General features: G+C 72.1%; 17 protein-coding genes. 14 read left to right on the top strand and 3 right to left on the bottom strand.

The annotated features are described in order from the left end of the window. Positions 1–25 precede the first annotated feature (25 nt). Positions 26–1045, top strand: a complete 1020-nt coding sequence (locus tag LE548_RS40820; protein WP_225102109.1) for a ketoacyl-ACP synthase III family protein — start codon at positions 26–28, stop codon at positions 1043–1045. 59 nt (positions 1046–1104) lie between these two features. Beyond that, positions 1105–2028 (top strand): LysR family transcriptional regulator, encoded by a 924-nt coding sequence (locus tag LE548_RS40815; RefSeq protein ID WP_225102108.1) that lies wholly within the window; start codon positions 1105–1107, stop codon positions 2026–2028. Between the two features lie 244 nt (positions 2029–2272). Here the strand turns inward: LE548_RS40815 and LE548_RS40810 are convergent, their stop codons facing one another. Both LE548_RS40810 and LE548_RS40805 read right to left on the bottom strand, forming a co-directional pair. Further along, positions 2273–2620 (bottom strand): hypothetical protein, encoded by a 348-nt coding sequence (locus LE548_RS40810; protein WP_225102107.1) that lies wholly within the window; start codon positions 2618–2620, stop codon positions 2273–2275. After that, the gene (locus LE548_RS40805; protein WP_225102106.1) at positions 2617–2838 is read right to left on the bottom strand and encodes a hypothetical protein; all 222 of its coding nucleotides are present in this window, start codon (positions 2836–2838) and stop codon (positions 2617–2619) included. The genes LE548_RS40810 and LE548_RS40805 overlap by 4 nt, the downstream gene beginning before the upstream one ends. Before the next feature lie 302 nt (positions 2839–3140). Between LE548_RS40805 and LE548_RS40800 the strand changes: the two genes are divergently transcribed. The 10 genes from LE548_RS40800 (at position 3141) to LE548_RS40755 (ending at position 13928) form a co-directional block, all read left to right on the top strand. Then, positions 3141–3707 carry an RNA polymerase sigma factor gene (locus tag LE548_RS40800; protein ID WP_225102105.1) on the top strand — a complete coding sequence of 189 codons (567 nt, stop codon included), beginning with the start codon at positions 3141–3143 and terminating at the stop codon, positions 3705–3707. 135 nt (positions 3708–3842) lie between these two features. Continuing rightward, positions 3843–5327 (top strand): MFS transporter, encoded by a 1485-nt coding sequence (locus LE548_RS40795; protein ID WP_225102104.1) that lies wholly within the window; start codon positions 3843–3845, stop codon positions 5325–5327. Between the two features lie 335 nt (positions 5328–5662). After that, on the top strand, positions 5663–6778 hold the full coding sequence (locus LE548_RS40790; protein WP_225102103.1) for a ScyD/ScyE family protein: 1116 nt from the start codon (positions 5663–5665) through the stop codon (positions 6776–6778). Positions 6779–6887: 109 nt separating this feature from the next. Then, complete coding sequence (locus LE548_RS40785; protein ID WP_225102102.1) at positions 6888–8042, top strand: inositol-3-phosphate synthase; 1155 nt, start codon at positions 6888–6890, stop codon at positions 8040–8042. Next, positions 8039–8893 (top strand): SCO3242 family prenyltransferase, encoded by an 855-nt coding sequence (locus tag LE548_RS40780; protein ID WP_225102101.1) that lies wholly within the window; start codon positions 8039–8041, stop codon positions 8891–8893. Before LE548_RS40785 ends, LE548_RS40780 begins: the two co-directional genes overlap by 4 nt. After that, the gene (locus LE548_RS40775) at positions 8890–9783 is read left to right on the top strand and encodes a sugar phosphate isomerase/epimerase (protein ID WP_225102100.1); all 894 of its coding nucleotides are present in this window, start codon (positions 8890–8892) and stop codon (positions 9781–9783) included. Before LE548_RS40780 ends, LE548_RS40775 begins: the two co-directional genes overlap by 4 nt. Then, on the top strand, positions 9780–10481 hold the full coding sequence (locus LE548_RS40770; RefSeq protein ID WP_225102099.1) for an EboA domain-containing protein: 702 nt from the start codon (positions 9780–9782) through the stop codon (positions 10479–10481). Before LE548_RS40775 ends, LE548_RS40770 begins: the two co-directional genes overlap by 4 nt. Beyond that, positions 10481–11356: a TatD family hydrolase gene (locus LE548_RS40765; protein ID WP_225102098.1), complete on the top strand. Its 876-nt coding sequence runs from the start codon at positions 10481–10483 to the stop codon at positions 11354–11356. Before LE548_RS40770 ends, LE548_RS40765 begins: the two co-directional genes overlap by 1 nt. Then, complete coding sequence (gene eboE / locus LE548_RS40760; protein WP_225102097.1) at positions 11356–12525, top strand: metabolite traffic protein EboE; 1170 nt, start codon at positions 11356–11358, stop codon at positions 12523–12525. Before LE548_RS40765 ends, eboE begins: the two co-directional genes overlap by 1 nt. Beyond that, a complete protein-coding gene (locus LE548_RS40755) occupies positions 12522–13928 on the top strand; it encodes a nucleotide pyrophosphatase/phosphodiesterase family protein (RefSeq protein ID WP_225102096.1) in 1407 nt (468 codons plus the stop codon). Before eboE ends, LE548_RS40755 begins: the two co-directional genes overlap by 4 nt. 89 nt (positions 13929–14017) lie before the next feature. On the opposite strand, the gene LE548_RS40750 is transcribed toward LE548_RS40755, so the two are convergent. After that, a complete protein-coding gene (locus LE548_RS40750; protein WP_225102095.1) occupies positions 14018–14914 on the bottom strand; it encodes an aromatic prenyltransferase in 897 nt (298 codons plus the stop codon). Between the two features lie 210 nt (positions 14915–15124). Here LE548_RS40750 and LE548_RS40745 point away from each other — a divergent pair, with 210 nt between their 5' ends. Continuing rightward, on the top strand, positions 15125–16180 hold the full coding sequence (locus tag LE548_RS40745; protein WP_225102094.1) for an acetylserotonin O-methyltransferase: 1056 nt from the start codon (positions 15125–15127) through the stop codon (positions 16178–16180). A 133-nt stretch (positions 16181–16313) separates the two neighbouring features. Then, positions 16314–17822 (top strand): multicopper oxidase family protein, encoded by a 1509-nt coding sequence (locus tag LE548_RS40740; RefSeq protein WP_225102093.1) that lies wholly within the window; start codon positions 16314–16316, stop codon positions 17820–17822. Positions 17823–17840 lie beyond the last annotated feature (18 nt).

Raw genomic sequence — 17840 nt, 5'->3', positions numbered from 1 at the left:
TCCGGCAACGCCCACCTTCCCGGCCTTGGCCCCCAGCGCTATCGACTTCACGTCGGGGCCCGGACTCCACATCGCCTCGGCGGCAGCCCGGATCCCACCTGCTCTGCCCCTCGAACAAGCCGTTCGCGACGGGCTGATCTCGGAAGAAGACGCCAAGATCACCGGATACAGCGCCGTCACCGTCGCGAAGGAGTCGGACACCCTCCTCGACCTCGCGTCCGCCGCCGCCCTGGCGGCCACCACGCGCGCAGACATGTCCGGCACGGATATCGGCGCCGTGTTCTTCGTGAGCGTATTTCCCTTCACCCGCCCGCCGCTGTACAACGTGGCCACGGCAGTCGCCGAGGCCGTCCGCTCTCCGTGTGCCTTCGCCGCCGAGATGTCGGGCGGGTGCGCGGCCGGGCTCAACACCCTCACCCTCGCCGCGCATCGCCTGCTCGCCTCCCAGGACCGCGCCGCCCTCGTCGTCGCCGGTGATGTGTGGCGCCAGCCCCACATCGATCGCTTCAACTGCGAACCGGGCTACATATTCGCCGACGGCGCCGCCGCCGTCGTACTCAGCCGCGAGGCCGGGTACGCCCGTCTCCTCTCCGCCGCGACCCTCACCGATCCCACCCTGAGCGGCCTGCACGCTCCCGTTCCCTCGACCCGGACCCCGGTCGACATCACCGCGCGCGCTCACGCATTCCTCAAGAACCGGATGGGCACGGACGCGGTTCTCGGCCGCCTCCGGTCCGGTCTGACGTCCACGATCGACGCCGCCCTTTCCCAGGCCCGTGTCAGCCTGGCCGACGTGGCCCACGTCATCGTCCCGGCCATCGGGGAGCCGTTCCTGTACCGGAATTACCTCGACCCCCTGGGCATACCCGTTTCTCGCTCCACGTGGGACTACTCCGAGGTGACCGGACACACAGGCGCTGCCGACCAGTTCGGTGCCCTCGCACATCTCGTGGACACCGACCGGTGCAGCAGCGGTGATGTCATTCTCATGATTGCCGAGGGCCTCGGATTCCAATGGAGCGTCGTGGTTCTCGAAGTTCAGTAGACCTACCGGACCGCCAGAAGCCCAAGAGCTGACATGTCTCACTGTTAGCATTTCTGCTTATGGAGCTCAGGCAGCTGAAGTATCTCGTCACGGTGGTCGAGGAAGCCAGCTTCACGCACGCGGCGACCAAGCTGCATGTGGCCCAGCCTGGTGTGAGCGCCCAAGTACGGCAGCTGGAGCGGGAGTTGGGCGAAACCTTGCTGGACCGCTCCGGCCGCGGCGTCCGCCCGACCGCGGCCGGGGAGGCGATCCTCCCCTACGCCCGGGCCGCGCTGGCGGCGGTGGAGGGCGCACGCGCCTCCATCGACGAGCTCACCGGACTGGTCCGCGGTCAGGTGCGGATCGGGGCACTGCCCTCCATGGCGTCCATCGATCTGCCCGAAGTGCTGGCGGGTTTCCATCGCCGGCACCCGGACGTGGACATCTCGCTCGCCGAGGGCACCGCCGAGCATCTGGCCCTGGAACTGCACGCCGGCCGCCTGGACCTGGCCCTGCTCGGAGCGGGGGTGCTGCCGCCGGGCGTGGCGACTCAGGTCGTCGCGGACGAAGCACTCGTGGCCGCGGTGCATCCGTCGGATCCCCTGGCCCGGCGGGAGCGCATCACCGCCGGCGCGCTGCGCGACCGCCCGCTGATCAGCCTGCCGACCGGCACCGGACTGCGGGCCTGCGCCGACGAGGCGTGCGCGGCGGCCGGTTTCCAGCCGCGCATCGCCTTGGAGGCGGGCGATCCGCACATGGTGACACGGTTCGCGGCGCGCGGGTTGGGTGTCGCCCTGGTCTCGGAGTCGTTGGCCCGGGCGCACGCACCGGAGGTCAGCACCGTCACCATCGTCCGCGCACCACGGGCGCGCATCCTGCTCGCCTGGCGGGCGGCCGGGCCGGCCGGCCCGGCGGCCCGGGCGCTCATCCGCCACGCCCGCGCCGCTCTGCCGGACCTGTCCCGGTCCCGCCCGAACTCCTCACACCCCGGCCAGGAAAGCTGAGGCAGCGTCAGGCCGAAGCCGGCGAACCGTCCCGCCCCGGCCTGCCCGGTCGTAGCCGAGCCGGGCGGGGGCGGGCAGCGGCGCCGGCCGCAGGCCCAGCCGGTCACGGCCGGCCCCCGGGTCCTGTCGTCACACTCCCGTCGTCCGCGCGAAGGGCGGGCCTCGCGGCGTCAGGCGCGTGTTCCGGTGCGGCGAGCGCGCGGGCCGGCCGCGACCGCGGCGGCGCGGCCGCGGCCGGTCGTCGTCAGGGGCGGCTGTCGGCGGCCAGGGCAGGTCCCAGTCCGTCCAGGGTGATCATCGAGTGGACCCCCTCGACGGTGGCCTCGACCTCGAACCGCGAACGGTGGGTGGGCGGGCAGCCGATCAGATCAGCCGCCAGGTTGGGCGGCAGCGACCCCGCGGGCGGCCGATCGCCTTCCCACACCATCACCGCGCCCCAGCGGTTGTGCTCCTGGTCGGCGATCCAGAACTTCACACGCAGCCCGGGGACCGAGGCCCAGGGCCGGACCGCGCCCTCCCGCAGATGCTCGCGCAGGCTCTCGATGGTCTGGGACGAGCCGTCCAGCTCCCACCAGGCGATGTCCACCCTCACCGGCCGAGCACCCCCTGCCCGCGGCTCGCCTCGGCCGGCCCGGTGCCCGGGCCCGGCCGCGGGCCGAGCACGCGGGGGCAGCCGGTCCGGGGGCTCTCCGCCTCGCGGCCGTATCCCCGGCGGGCGGGGAGTCCGGGCCCGCCCGCCTGCTCGGTGGGCTCGGCCGACGTGCGCCGACCGGCCGCGGCTTCCTGACTCGGCGTAACGACGTTTCCCATCGGCTCTCTCCTGTGCGGATGGACGGGACCGCTGCGTGGCAGGGATGCATGAACTCGCCGCTCGATAGTTGCTCATCGTGCGTAATCGGTTGACAGCGCAGCGTGTGAGTCACACCACACGTCGCCGCATAACGGACCGTTCTGGCAGGAAGAAGATGTGGCTCTCCGTCGTCGATTGACTCGCGTTCGATCGCCGTGTGACGCTCTCCCGGTCCGGGCCGGTCGACACCGCACCACGTCCGGGAGCGGTCCCCCCGGCCCTCCCGCGAAGTGTCGGTAGAACAAGCGGGAGAACGGACAGCATGGAACGGAAAACTGCCTGCGGCGTCCTGGAACACCCCACAGAACACCCCACAGATCGCAGTTCAGCCCCGGAATCCCCGACCGTCGCCTCGCTCTTCTCCAGCCATTACGCCCACCTCTTGAGGCTCGCCCGATTACTGGGAGCCGAAGAGGAGTCCGAGGACCTGGTGGCTGAGGCATTCTGCGAACTGCACCGCCGCTGGACCGCTCTGCGCACCGACGGGGCCGCCGTCGGATACCTGCGGTCCACCGTGAGCAATCTGGCGCGCATGCACATCCGCCGCAAGCAGGTGGTCCGGCGGCGCTTCCCCGCCCTGACCGACGTCCCCGAGTTCTGCCGCTCCGCGGAGCAGTCGGTGCTCGCCCGGCACGGCCACCAGGCCGTGGTCCACGCCCTCGGCGAGCTGCCCCGCCGGCAGCGCGAGGCCATCGTGCTGCGCTACTGGATGGGACTCCAGGACACGGAGATAGCGGAAGCCATGGACATCTCCCACGGGACGGTCAAGGTACACATCTTCCGGGGAATGGCCGGGCTGAAGCGCTCCCTGGCCGACGGAGAGTGGTGAGCGGCCACACCCCCTGACGCAGAAGCAGATCTTCTGGCAGACAGAAAAACAAGCTCTTGGACTTCTGAAGATCCCACGGGCACGGTGGAAGAGCCCACACACCTCGTCTCGGCTACGCACGGAACTGGGATCGACATGGACACAAAGAACACCGAGCCGGCCTCACGCGGAGCCTGGCTCGCCGTGGCGGTGCTCGCCGGGGGTCTGTTCGCGGCGGTGGTGTCGACCACCGTCGTCAGCGTGGCCCTGCCCACCATCGGCCGCGAACTGCACGCCGGCGCAACGCAGTCGGCGTGGATCGTGGACGCCTACGTCCTCGTCTACGCGAGCCTGCTGGTGGCCGGCGGTGTCATCGGCGACCGGCGCGGCCGCAAGGGTCTGTTCCTGATCGGCGTGGCGACCTTCGGCCTGGGCGCTCTGGTGACCGGCGTGGCGCCGAACACCGGGGTCCTCCTGGTGGGCCGGGTCATCCAGGGACTGGGGCCGGCCTTGCTGGTGCCGGGCAGCCTCACCATCATCCGCGCCATCTTCGAGGAACCGGGCAAGCGCGCCACCGCCATCGGTCTGTGGTCGACCAGCTCCGGCCTCGCGCTGGCGGTCGGCCCGGCGCTCGGCGGGGTCATCGTCAACGGCCTGGGCTGGCGCTGGGTGTTCCTGGTCAACGTGCCCTTCAGCGCCCTGCTGGTGGTCCTGGGGGCCCGCCTCATCCCGCGGGTGGAACGCAATCCGGCGACCAGCCGCTTCGACTGGGCCGGGGCGGTCCTCAGCACCCTGTCCATGGCGGCCGTCGCCTTCGGGATCATCGAGGGCCCCGAGTGGGGCTGGGCCTCCCCACGTATCCTCGCCGCCTTCGCCGCAGGCCTCGTCGCCCTCGGCCTCTTCGTCGGCTGGGAACTGCGCAGGCCCGAACCGCTGGTCGACATCAAGCTCTTCCGGCACTCCGCGTTCACCGTGGCCAACGTCGCCGCCATGATCGTCTTCTTCGCCTTCGTCGGCGCGATCGTGTACTTCAGCGCCTACTTCCAGAACGTCCAGGGCCACTCGCCCATCGAGGCCGGACTCGACGTCTCGGCCATCGGTGTGGCTTTCGCCCTCGCCGCGCCGCTCTCCGGTCGCATGGTGGCCAGGATCGGCCCGTTCTGGCCGATGTTCGCCGGGCTGGCGGTCAGCGGGGTGGCCACCCTGGGACTGCTGCGCCTGGGTCCGAACACCGGGATCGGCGCCATCTGGTGGGACTTCGCCCTGGTCGGCGGCGGTGTCGGACTGAGCCTGACACCGATGACCACGACCGCGATCGCCTCCGTCGAGGCCTCCCGTGCCGGGATGGCCTCCGCCGTCCACAACGCACTGCGCCAGCTCGGCCAGGTGCTCGGCGTCGCCATCCTCGGCGTCCTCGTCTACGCGAAGCTTCCCCACAGCCACAAGGGCGGCGGCCGCCTCGCCCCGCACACCGGCCACCTCTTCGTCACGGGACTGCACCACGCCATCTGGGTCTGCGGCTGCGTCCTGCTGGCCGCCGCAGCCATGGTCGCCCTCCTCGCGGTGAGCAGCCGTAAGCCCATGGCCGGGGCCGCGCGGCCCGCCGGCGAAGCCACGCGCGCGGCGCCGGCCTCCCGCTGACGCTCCGGCGAACTCCCTTCGCACACAGGTGATTCCGGCAGCCACCCGCACCGGCGCACCGCGCCGCCAAGTCGGCACCAACTTGATCGACAGTCACGGACAAGCCGTGTGATCAATGCTGAGGCGCCAGAACCAGAAGCAGGGGGCGGGTCATACCGCAACAGATGCGAGTCGGCCGCGGTGCGTCCTGGCGTGAATACCAGTCACCTAGTCGTGGATTCACTCGAACCGGAGGGAATGAGGCCAAGATGTGGCGTCTCACAACAAGCCGGACGCTGGCCGCCGGTGTGGCAGCGGCGGCAGCGCTCGTCAGTCTGGGAGCCGGACCATCGGGGGTGACGGCCGAGGCCGCCACCCAGTCCCACCGTCCGACCGGCCATCTCACCAGCGACGCGCCGGTCACCGTCGTGGCCGGCGGCCTGAACTCGCCCCGGAGCCTGGCGTGGGGACGTCACGGCCACCTCCTGGTCTCCGAGGCCGGGGCAACCCCCCCGGCGTGCCAGGGCACCGGCTTCGCCACCAAGTGCTACGGCCTCACCGGGTCGGTCGCGGACATCTCCTCCGGCAAGCCGGTGCGGATCGCCGAGGGACTGGCGACGAACTTCAACCAGGAAGAGACGATCGGCCCCAACGGCCTGGCCGTCGGGCCCAACGGCCACGTCTACACCCTTTCGGCGGGCTCGCCCGAGCAGGTCCCGTCCGGTCTGCCGGCGGACCTGACCGCGGAGCTGGGCAAGCAGTACGGGTCGCTGATGGACATCACCGGCGGGCGGCGCAAGGTCATCGCGAACCCCGGTTCGGCCGACTGGCAGTGGACGACGGACCACAAGTACCTCGTGCCCGAGGACTTCCCCGCCTCCAACCCCTACGCGCTGACCAACAAGCCGGGCGGCGGCTTCTACCTGGTGGACGCGGCGTCGAACACACTGGACTCGGTCGACCGGCACGGACATGTCCGCGTGCTCGCCTTCGTCCCCAACACCCCGGCCGGTACCGACGCCGTGCCCACCTGCCTCGCCGTGGGCCCGGACCGCTCGGTGTACATCGGCCAGATCACCGGGCACGGCAACTCGGCCACCGCGGCCAACGTGTACCGGTACTCGCCGCGCACGGGCAGCCTGAAGGTCTGGCAGAGCGGCTTCAGCGCCATCAGCGGCTGCGGCTTCGGCGCCAACGGTGACTTCTACGTGACCCAGTTCGACACCACCGGCTTCCTGCCGACCGGTGACCCCGTCGGCAACGTCATCCAGATCAACCACCACGACAACTCCCGCACCGTCCTCGCGGACGGAAAGCTGTTCGCGCCCACCGGCTTCCTGGCGGGCCCCGATGGCTCCATCTACGTGGCCAGCAAGACGATGATGTGGCCGGCCTGCACGGACGCGCCGGCCTGCACCTCCTCATCCTCGATCCCGGCCACCGGCAGCGGCGAGATCGTCAGGATCGGCTGATCCCCTCCGGTCGCCCCGCCGCGGGCCACGGTCGGCGTACCCGGCCCGGCCCGCGGCGGCACCGGACATCCGCAGGACCCATCCCTGTGCTCGTGATCGGAGGACATTCGTGCGTGCTGGCATCTGGCTGATCGGCGCCCGAGGATCCGTCGCCACCACCAGCGTGGTCGGAGCGCTCGCGCTGCGCGCCGGGCTGGCCGACCCGGTGGGCTGCGTGACCGCCCATCCCGCGCTGGACGTGTCGGCCCTGCCCGGCTACGGCGACCTGGTCTTCGGCGGTCACGACGTCACCCAGGACCCGCTGACCAAGAAGGCCGAGCAGCTGGCCGCCGCCGGCATCGTGCCGGCCCGGCTGGTGCAGGCGCTGGAGCGGGACCTCGACGAGGTGGAGGCGAACCTGCGGCACGCCCCGGCCGGCGCCACCCAGGCCGAGGCCGCCGCGCTGATCGCGGCCGACATCAAGGAGTTCACCGCACGGCACCGCCTCGACCGGGTCGTGGTGGTCAACGTGTCCTCCACCGAACCCGCTCCCCCACGGCACCCCGCGCACGCCGACCTCGGCACGCTGGCCGCCGCGATGGCCGCGCCGGGCACGGTGCTGCCGCCCAGCTCGCTGTACGCCTACGCGGCGTTCGACGCGGGCTGCTCGTACGTGGACTTCACCCCCTCCACCGGGGCCCGGCTGCCGGCCCTGGCCGACCTCGCGGCCGAGCGTGGCCTGCCCTACGCCGGCCACGACGGCAAGACCGGCGAGACGCTGCTGAAGTCGGTGCTCGCGCCCATGTTCGCGATGCGCAACCTCGCGGTCCGCTCCTGGTCGGGCATCAACCTGCTCGGCGGCGGGGACGGCGCCAGCCTGACGGACCCGCGGGCCAACGCCGCGAAGACGGCCAGCAAGCAGCGGGTGCTGCACGAAACCCTCGGCTACGCGCCCGACGGCGACACCCGCATCGACTACGTGGCCGACATCGGCGACTTCAAGACGGCGTGGGACCTGATCACGTTCGACGGCTTCCTCGGCACGGGCATGTGCATGCAGTTCACCTGGCAGGGCTGCGACTCGGCCCTCGCGGCCCCGCTCGTCCTCGACCTGGCCCGGATCACCCTGGCCGCGCACGCGGCCGGGGACACCGGCCCGCTGGCGCCGCTCGCGTACTTCTTCAAGGACCCGCTGGGCGACGTCGACCACGCGCTGCACGCCCAGTGGGAGGCGCTGCGCACGTACCTGGCCGGGCTCGCGGCCGTGACCGGCGGCGGCCGATGACCACGCCACGGGACCTCATGGAGCTGGTCCGCGCGCCCGCCGCGCTGTCGGTACCCGGGGACGCCATAGCCGGCGCCGCCGCCGCGGGCGCCCTCGGGCCGCGTACGGCCGGACTGTCCGCGGCCGCGGTCTGCCTGTACTGGGCGGGGATGGCGGCCAACGACTGGGCGGACCGGGACCTGGACGCCGGGGAGCGTCCCGGCCGGCCGATCCCGTCCGGCCGGGTGGCGCCGCGCGCCGCCCTGGGCGTCGCGGCCGGGCTCAGCGCGGCCGGGCTCGCCCTGGCCGGCCTGGCCGGCGGCCGCCGGGCGCTCGCGGTGGCGGTGCCGCTGACCGGCGTGGTGTGGGCGTACGACCTGAAGCTGAAGGGCACCGCGGCCGGCCCCGCCGCCATGGCCGCCTGCCGCGGACTCGACGTGCTCCTCGGCGCCAGCGCGCGCCGGGGCGGCTGGCGGCGCGCGCTCGCGCCGGCGCTCACCGTCGCCGCGCACACGTACACGGTCACCGCCCTGTCGCGCCGGGAGGTGACCGGCGCCGGCCGGCTGCTGCCGGGTGCGACGCTGGTCGGGACGGCCGGGGTCGCCCTCGCGGCCTCGGGGCGGGCGCCGCGGCCCGGGCTGGTGCGGTCGCTGGCCGCCTGGTACGCGGCCGGGTACGGGGACGCCCAGGTCAAGGCGCTGGCCACGCCGGACGCCGGCAGCGTACGGGCGGCGGTCGCGGCCGGGATCACCGGCCTGCCCGCGCTGCAGGGCGCGCTCGTCGCGCGGTCGGCGCGTCCCGGCGCCGCCGCTGCGGTGGCCGCCTGCGCACCGCTCGGCCGGGCCCTGGCCGGCAGGATGTCGCCGACATGAGCGCCGCCGGGACCACCGTGCGGTTCGGGTACGGCACCAACGGGTTCGCCAACCACCGGCTGGAGGACGCGCTCGCCGTCATCGCCGATCTCGGCTACGAAGGCGTCGCGCTCACCCTCGACCACCACCACCTCGACCCGTTCGCCGAGGACCTGCCCCGCCGCACCGAGGCCCTGGCGGCGCGGCTGGACCGGCTCGGGCTCGGCGTCGTCGTCGAAACCGGTGCCCGGTACCTGCTCGACCCGTGGCACAAGCACGCCCCGACCCTGCTCGACGACGAACCCGCGCTCCGGCTGGACTTCCTGCGGCGGGCCGTACGCATCGCAGCGGACCTGGGGGCGGAGGCCGTCTCGTTCTGGGCCGGTGTCCGGCCCGCCGCGGTGCCGCGGGAGCGGGCCTGGGACCGCCTGGTGCGGGGCTGCGCCGAGGTGGTGGCCGCGGCGGACGCCGCGGGTGTGCGGCTGGGTTTTGAACCGGAGCCCGGCATGCTGGTGGAGACGATCGACGAGTGGTTCACGCTGCGCGGCAGGCTCGGCGCGCCGGGCTGCTTCGGCCTCACCCTCGACATCGGGCACCTGCGGTGCGTCGAGCCGCGGCCGGTGGCGGACTGCGTGGCCGTGGCCGGTCCGCACATCGTCAACGTGCAGATCGACGACATGCGGCGAGGTGTGCACGAGCACCTGGAGTTCGGGACCGGCGAGATCGAATTCCCGCCCGCGCTGCGCGCCCTCGCCGAAGCCGGGTACGGCGGGCTGACGGCCGTGGAGCTGCCCCGCCACTCCCATGCCGCGCCCACGGTCGCACGCGACTCGCTGGCGTTCCTCACCGCCGCCCGCGCCGCGGCCGAGGCTCTGGGCTCAACCCGTGAAGCGGAGGAGGTCCCGCAGTGACCGGCGGACATCTCACAGACGTACTGGCAGACGTACGCGAAGACCTGAAGGACCGGGTCGCGGACCCGGCGTGGCTGGACGAGGCCGAGCGGCGGGTGACACAGGACCCGGCCGCGATCGCCGCGCTGTTCCCCGCCGTGGGCAGGCGGTGCGGCCGGGGCCCGCTCCCTGGCACCGGCCCCGGACCGGCGGGCTGGAGCGTCGACGACGCGGCCCGTGTCCTGCTGCTGACCGCGCTGCCGCTGCGTGGCGCGGCGCTGGCCGAGCAGGTCGGCACGCTGTACCGGTACGGCGGCGCGGCCGAGAAGCGCGCGGTGCTCCGCGCCCTGCCCGGCCTGGACATCGGGTCCGGCGCGGTGGACCTGCTCCACGACGCGATCCGCACCAACGACCCGCGGCTGGTCGCGGCCGCCGTAGGACCGTATGCCCGCCATCTCGACGACGGGATGTGGCGGCAGGCCGTGCTCAAGTGCGTGTTCATGGACATATCACTGACCGCGGTGGCCGATCTGGACCGGCGCGCCGACGGCGAACTGGCCCGGATGCTGGCCGACCTGGACGACGAACGGCGTGCCGCCGGACGGACCATGCCCGACGACGCGATCGCCCTGCTGGCGCTGATCGGCGACCCGATGCCGGCACGGTCCGGCGAGCGGGCACCGGCACGGCCCGGCGAGCGCGAGGAGGAGGCAGTCTGATGCGCATCTTCGACCCACACATCCACATGACCTCTCGGACCACCGACGACTACGAGCGCATGGCGGCGGCCGGGGTGCGCGCACTGGTCGAGCCGGCCTTCTGGCTCGGCCAGCCGCGCACCAACGCCGGGTCGTTCACCGACTACTTCGACGCGCTGACCGGCTGGGAGCCGTTCCGCGCGAGCCAGTTCGGCATCCGCCACCACTGCGCCATCGCGCTGAACCCCAAGGAGGCCAACGACCCGCGCTGCCGCGAGGTGCTCGGTGTGCTGCCGCGCTACCTGGCGATGGACGGGGTGGTGGCGGTGGGCGAGGTCGGCTACGACTCGATGACGCCGGAGGAGGACGAGGTGTTCGCGGCCCAGCTCCAACTGGCTGTCGAGCACGGTCTGCCGGTGCTGGTGCACACCCCGCACCGCGACAAGCAGCGCGGCACCCGGCGCACGCTGGACGTGATCAAGGAGTCCGGCATCGAGCCCGGACGGGTCGTCGTCGACCATCTCAACGAGGTGACCGTGGGCCTGGTCGCCGACAGCGGCTGCTGGATGGGGTTCTCCATCTACCCGGACACCAAGATGTCGCCGGACCGCATGGCGGCGGTGCTGCGCGAGTACGGGCCGGACCGGATGCTGGTGAACTCCGCCGCCGACTGGGGCCGCAGCGACCCGCTGCTCACCCGGAGCACCGGGCAGGCCATGCTGGCCGCCGGCTTCACCGACGACGACGTGGACCGGGTGCTGTGGCGCAACCCTGTGGAGTTCTACGGCCAGTCCGGACGGCTGGAGATCGCCGGGACGGAGGCCGGGGCGGCGTCCGGGGCGAACGCGCCGGCCCCGGTGTTCGCCGGCAACTCCATCGCCCGCGGGGGCAGCTGATGCGGCTGCGGCATCGGGACGGGCAGACGATTCACCTCGGTTACTGCACCAACGTCCACGCCGGCGAGGACCTGCCCGAGATCGTCGGGCAGCTCGACACGTACGCGGTGAGCGCACGCCGGGTGCTGGGCGCCGACCGGCTCGGGGTCGGGCTGTGGCTGGCCGCGCCTGTCGCCGCGCAGCTCGCCGCCGACCCCGCCGCGCTGGCCGGGCTGCGCCGGGACCTCGACGCGCGCGGGCTGGAGGTCGTCACCCTCAACGGCTTCCCCTACGGCGCCTTCCACGCCCCGGTGGTCAAGCACGCCGTGTACCAGCCGGACTGGCTGACCGGCGAACGCATGGACTACACGGTCGACCTGGCCCGGGTGCTGGCCGGGCTGCTTCCCGACGACGCCGCCCGCGGCTCGGTGTCCACGCTGCCGCTGGCCTGGCGCACGCCCTGGACGGCGCGGCACCGGGCGGCGGCCGGGCGGCGACTCGCCGAACTGGCGGACCGGCTGGCGGCCGTGCACGCGCGCACCGGGCGGCTGATCCGCGTCGGGTTCGAGCCGGAACCCGGCTGCGTCATGGAGACCACCGAGCAGGTGGTTGCCGGGCTGTCCGGCATCGACACCCGTTACCTCGGCGTGTGCCTGGACCTGGCCCACCTGGCGTGCGGGTGGGAGGACCCGGGCGCCGCGCTGGCCCGGCTGGCCGGGGCGGGCCTGCCGGTGGTGAAGGTGCAGGTGTCCGCCGCCCTCGGCGCCGACCATCCGGAGCAGGCCGCGACGGGCGCCGCGCTGCGCGGGTACGCCGAACCCCGGTTTCTGCACCAGACGCGCTCCGCCGCCGGGCAGGCCGCCGACGACCTTCCCGAGGCGCTCGACGCCGGCTTTCCGGGGCCGTGGCGGGTGCACTACCACGTGCCGCTGCACGCCGCCCCGCAGCCGCCGCTGCACGCCACCCTCGACGTGCTGCGCGGTGCGCTGGCCGGGCTCGTCGGCGGCGACACGGCCGTATGCGACCACCTGGAGGTGGAGACGTACACCTGGAACGTGCTGCCGCCGGACCAACGTCCCACCGGCCCCGACCGGTTGGCCGAGGGCATCGCCGCCGAGGTGGCCTTCGCCCGGGACGAACTGCTCGCCCTGGGCCTGCGTGAACAACCCGTGAGGGAGATGATCCAGTGACCCCCCGGCCCACCCCCCTCGTCGTGCTCGACGTCGTCGGGCTCACTCCGCGTCTGCTCAGGCACATGCCGCGGCTGGCCGCGATCGCCCGCACGGGCTGGCAGGCCCAGCTCGCCCCGGTCCTGCCCGCGGTCACCTGCTCCGTGCAGGCCACGCTGCTCACCGGCGCACCGCCGAGCGAGCACGGCATCGTCGGCAACGGCTGGTACTTCCGCGACCTCGGCGAAGTCCTACTGTGGCGCCAGCACAACGCGCTCGTGGGCGGGGACAAGCTGTGGGACGCGGCGCGCCGGCGCCATCCCGGGTACACGGTCGCCAACATCTGCTGGTGGTACGCGATGGGGGCGGACACCGACTGGACGGTGACTCCGCGCCCGGTCTATCACGCCGACGGCCGCAAGGACCCCGACTGCTACACCGATCCCCCGGAACTGCACGACGAACTCACCGCCTCGCTGGGTGCGTTCCCGCTGTTCAGCTACTGGGGTCCGGGCGCGGGCCTGGCCTCGTCCGAGTGGATCTGCCGCGCCGCGCAGCAGATCATGGCGCGTCACGATCCGGACCTGACGCTGGTGTACGTACCGCACCTCGACTACGACCTGCAGCGGTTCGGCCCGTACGGGCGCAAGGCCGCGTCCGCCGCGGCGAAGCTGGACGCGGTGCTCGGGCCGCTGCTCGACGCGGCCCGCAGGCGCGGCGCGACCGTGGTGGCGCTGTCGGAGTACGGCATCACCCCGGCCAGTCGTCCGGTCGACGTCAACCGGGCACTGCGCCGCGAGAACCTGCTGCGCGTGCACACCCAGGCCGGCATGGAGTACCTGGACCCGTGGACGTCGCGCGCGTTCGCCGTCGCCGACCACCAGATCGCGCACGTCTACGTCGCCGATCCCGAGGACCTGCCCCTGGTGCGCAAGCTCTGCGCCGGCCTGCCCGGCGTCGCCGAGGTGCTGGGAGAGGAGGAGAAGGCGGCGCAGGGCCTGGACCATCCGCGGGCCGGGGACCTCGTTCTCGTCGCCGAGCCGGACGCCTGGTTCACCTACTACTACTGGCTCGACGACGACCGCGCCCCGGACTTCGCCCGGCTGGTGGAGATCCACCGCAAGCCCGGCTACGACCCCGCCGAGCTGTTCTTCGACCCCGCGGCACCCCTCGCCGCAAAGGCCCGGACCGCGATGGCGCTGGCGCGCAAGAAGCTGGGCATGCGGTACCTGATGAGCGCGATCGGCCTGGACGCGGGCGCCGCCGCCGTACGCGGCACCCACGGCCGACTGCCCGCCGACCCGCAGGACGGCCCGGTCCTGCTGTGCTCCGACCCCCGCGGCGCCCGCGAACGCTGTGCGGCGACCGAGGTCAAAGACCTGCTGCTGGCCCTGGCGTCGCCGGGCGGCGGCGGGCGGCTCTGATGGGTGAACCGGGTCGTCGGTGGGGACGACCGCGTCGGCGACCTCGGTGGACGAACGGCCCTCGGTGGACGAACGGCCCTCGGTCCGCCTCAGCTCGCGGCGCGGACCCGGTCGTGCGCTTGGGCGGCCATCTGGTAGTAGGCCGCGAGCTTGTAGTACTCCTCGCCGGGCGACAGGGCGCCGGCGTAGACGAGGACACGGTCACCCTCGTACGTGTACGGCGCGCTCCTGGCGAACTTCTCCAGTTGCGGCTCGACGCGGGCGGGAAGTGCCGCCGGGTCCGTGGTCCGCGTGGAGAAGCTGATCCGCTCGATCTTCGTGCCGTCCCAGCGGAAGGTGGGGTACAGCGCCGACGAGGTCTCGATGAAGTCCAGCATCAGCTCGCTCGGCTCCGGCAGGCCGAATGCGCGGAGCATCGGCAGGACGGTCGTGCGCCCGACGTGTTCGCCGGAGAGGCCGTTGAAGTACACGTTCCACGTCCTGCGCCGGTAGTCGATCGCGATGGCCGACACCTTGCCGTCCAGGCCGTACGCGGCGAACGTGCCCGCGTGGTCGGACAGGGCGCGGGGCATGGACGGGATTTCGGCGAGCCGGGCCAGTGCCTGCAGATCGCTCAGCGGGAAGAAGGCGTAGGCCTTGTTGAAGCCGCGGGTGATTCCGTAGTCGACGCCGAAGCTCTGCACGGGCAAGCGCGCCTGGATGTCCGGGAAGAGGCCGCGGACGGGATGGTCCGTCTCCTCGACCAGACCGTGCGCCAGGGCGTGCGCGTAGGGGTCCCCGGCGCTCGGAGACATCATGAAGTCGAAGGACATCTCGCCGATGTGGCCCCCACTGGTCACCATGTTGAAGACGAGGGGGGAGGCGATGACGTCCTGGAACGCGGTCAGGGCGGGCCACATCCTGTCGTGCGAGCAGGGTATGTCCAGCAGCCCGGCCGCCTCCGACACCGCCGAATACAAACGTCCTATGTCGGCTTTTGCGGACATCAAACCCCCAGGTGTCGGTAGGAAACGTCGCCGAGCGGCACGTTCGGGCCGTACGAGTTCCATCATCGTCCGCGCGGCTCGCAGGCCCGTCGAGAAGTGCTTGCCGGGGGGCCGTACTCCGGTCTTCCTCAAGCGGAGTGCGACCGGCCGGACAGAGGCCGGGACGCACACACCAGGTCGATGACATCGGATGAGAGAGAGGCATTGTCGATGGCAGGCGCTCACCCCGAAACCGCGGACGTCCGGGCATCGTCCGGCGCCACAGAGGCGGGTGAACTGGTCGAACTCGCCCTGGGATACGTGTACTCGGCGGCGCTGCACAGTGCCGCGCGGTTCGGCCTCGCCGACCATCTGGTGGACGGGCCACGCACGGCCGAGGAACTCGCCCCGGCCGTGGGCGCCCACGCGCCACACCTGTACCGGCTGCTGCGGTTCCTCGCCACCAAGGGGGTCTTCCGCGAGGACGAGGCGGGCCGTTTCCACCTCACCCCGCTCGCAGAGCCGCTGCGCACGGACGCGGAGCGATCGCTGCGCGACTACCTCCTGGTGCGCGGTGAGGCGCCCTTCTGGGAGTCGGCGGGCCGGCTGCACGACGCGGTGCGCACCGGCACCACCGCCTTCGAGACGCTGTACGGCGTTTCGTTCTACGACCACGTAGCCGCCGACCGGGACTTCGGCAGGGCCTTCAACTCCAGCATGGCGGCGTTCTCCGACGCGCTGAGCGACGACGTGGCCGAGGCCTGCGACTTCTCGCGGGCCGGCAGTGTCGTCGACGTGGGCGGCGGGCGCGGCGGCCTGCTGCGCTCGGTGCTGCGGCGCAACCCGCATCTGACGGGGGTCCTGTTCGACCGGGAGAACGTGGTGGCGGGGCACGTCCTCGACACCCCGGAGCTGACCGGCCGCTGGAAGGCCCAGTCCGGGGACTTCTTCGTCTCCGTGCCGTCCGGCGCCGACGTGTACCTCCTCAAGCAGGTGCTGGCCAGCTGGCCGGACGAGGAATGCCTGCGCATCCTGCGCTCGTGCGCCAGGGCCATGCCCGCGCACGGGCGGCTCCTGGTCGTCAACGCGATGATCCCGGCGGGCAACGAGCCCCACCCCGGCAAGACGGTCGACATGCTGATGATGACGGTCCTGAACGGCAGGGGCCGCACGCGCGCGGAGTACGAGGCGCTGCTCACGGCGGCGGGTTTCGAGGTCGTGGGCTTCCATGAGCCCTCGCCGCACGCGTCCGTGGTCGAGGCGGTCGTGGCCCGCGCGGCCGCGTGACACACCTCGGCCGCACGGCTGGCGCCGCACCCGCCTCCTCCAGCAGCACTCCAGAGTTCCCTGAGCGCAGTAGTGCAATGCTCTGCCAGGTCTTTCAACTTCCATCACACGCGACACCCCACGGGGAGGGGACATGATGCAGCGCAGAACCGTCCTGAAGGCGGGGGCGGCGCTGACCGGCGCCCTCGGTGGTGCGGGTCTGCTGGTGCCCGCCGTGGCCGGGTCCGCACATGCCACCGACCTGGACCCGACCACCATCCCGCAGTTCGAGCAGGCGATGCCGGTGCCCGAGGTGTTGCAGCCGGTGTGCGACCTGGGCACGACCAGCTACTACGACATCAGCGTCGAGGAAGCGGACGCGGAGATCCTGCCCGGGCGGACCACCCGGGTCTACACGTTCAACGGGAGCTTCCCGGGGCCCGTCATCAAGGCGGTCTCCGGCCGGCGCGTCGTGGTCCGGCAGACCAACCGGCTGAGCGTGCCCACCTCGATCCACCTGCACGGCGCCCACGTCCCGCAGAGCAGCGACGGCTCCCCGGGAGACCTCATCGCGCCGCAGGGCGGCTCGAAGATCTACACGTACCCCAACGAGCAGCCGCACGCGAACCTGTGGTTCCACGACCACGCCCACCACCAGGAGTCGGAGACCGTCTACCGCGGGCTGACCGCCACGTACCTGCTCACCGATGACGTGGAGCAGCGCCTGAATCTGCCCTCGGGCCGCTACGACGTGCCGATCTCGCTGCGGGACGCGCGCTTCGACGACAGCGGCCAACTTGTGTACGAGATGGTCGACTTCAAGAGCCGCAACGTACAGCTGGCCAACGGCAAGGCATGGCCGTACTTCGAGGTCGAGGCGCGCAAGTACCGTTTCCGGCTGTTCAACACGTCCAATATGCGGTTCTACACGCTGCAGTTGTCCGACGGTTCGTCCTTCCAGCAGATCGGGACCGACGGCGGGCTGCTGGAGAAGCCGCTCGACGTGACGTCGGTGTCCCTGTCGCCCGGTGAGCGCGCCGACGTCGTCATCGACTTCTCCCGCTACACCGCCGGCACCAAGCTGATCCTCACCAACACCGGACCAATATTTCCCGGCAACCCCGTCGACCAGGTCGGCAGGATCCTGCAGTTCCGGGTGACCGGTCCGGCCACCGACACCAGTGTGGTGCCCTCGGCCCTGCGTACGCTGCCCGCGCTGGGCAGCGCCACGGTCAACCGCAGCTTCGTGCTGAGCATCGACGAGACCGGCGCGACCGGGGACATGTACATCAACGGCAAGACGTACGACATGGACCGGATCGACACCGAGATCGAGTACGGTGCCACGGAGATCTGGACCGTGCACAACGGCGATGCCTACACCCCGCACAACTTCCACATCCATCTGGTGCAGTTCCGCGTGCTGGAGCGCAACGGCCGGCCCGTGACGTCCGGGCCGGAGTACGGGCTCAAGGACACCGTTGCCCTGATGCCCGGGGACACGGTGAAGCTGCAGGCGACCTTCACGGGCTACGAGGGCACGTATGTGTACCACTGCCACGTGTTCGACCACGCGGCGATGGGCATGATGGGCAACTTCCGTGTCTCCAAGTCCACCACGAGCAGCAGCACCCTCCGGCGTCAGGGCCACCGCCGTCGGTGAGCCGTCGGGCCGCCGTAC

This window comes from Streptomyces sp. CoH27 (assembly GCF_020181035.1).
In the GTDB taxonomy this organism is placed as follows: Bacteria; Actinomycetota; Actinomycetes; order Streptomycetales; family Streptomycetaceae; genus Streptomyces; species Streptomyces camelliae.
This window is presented reverse-complemented; position numbering and strand designations above follow the sequence as displayed.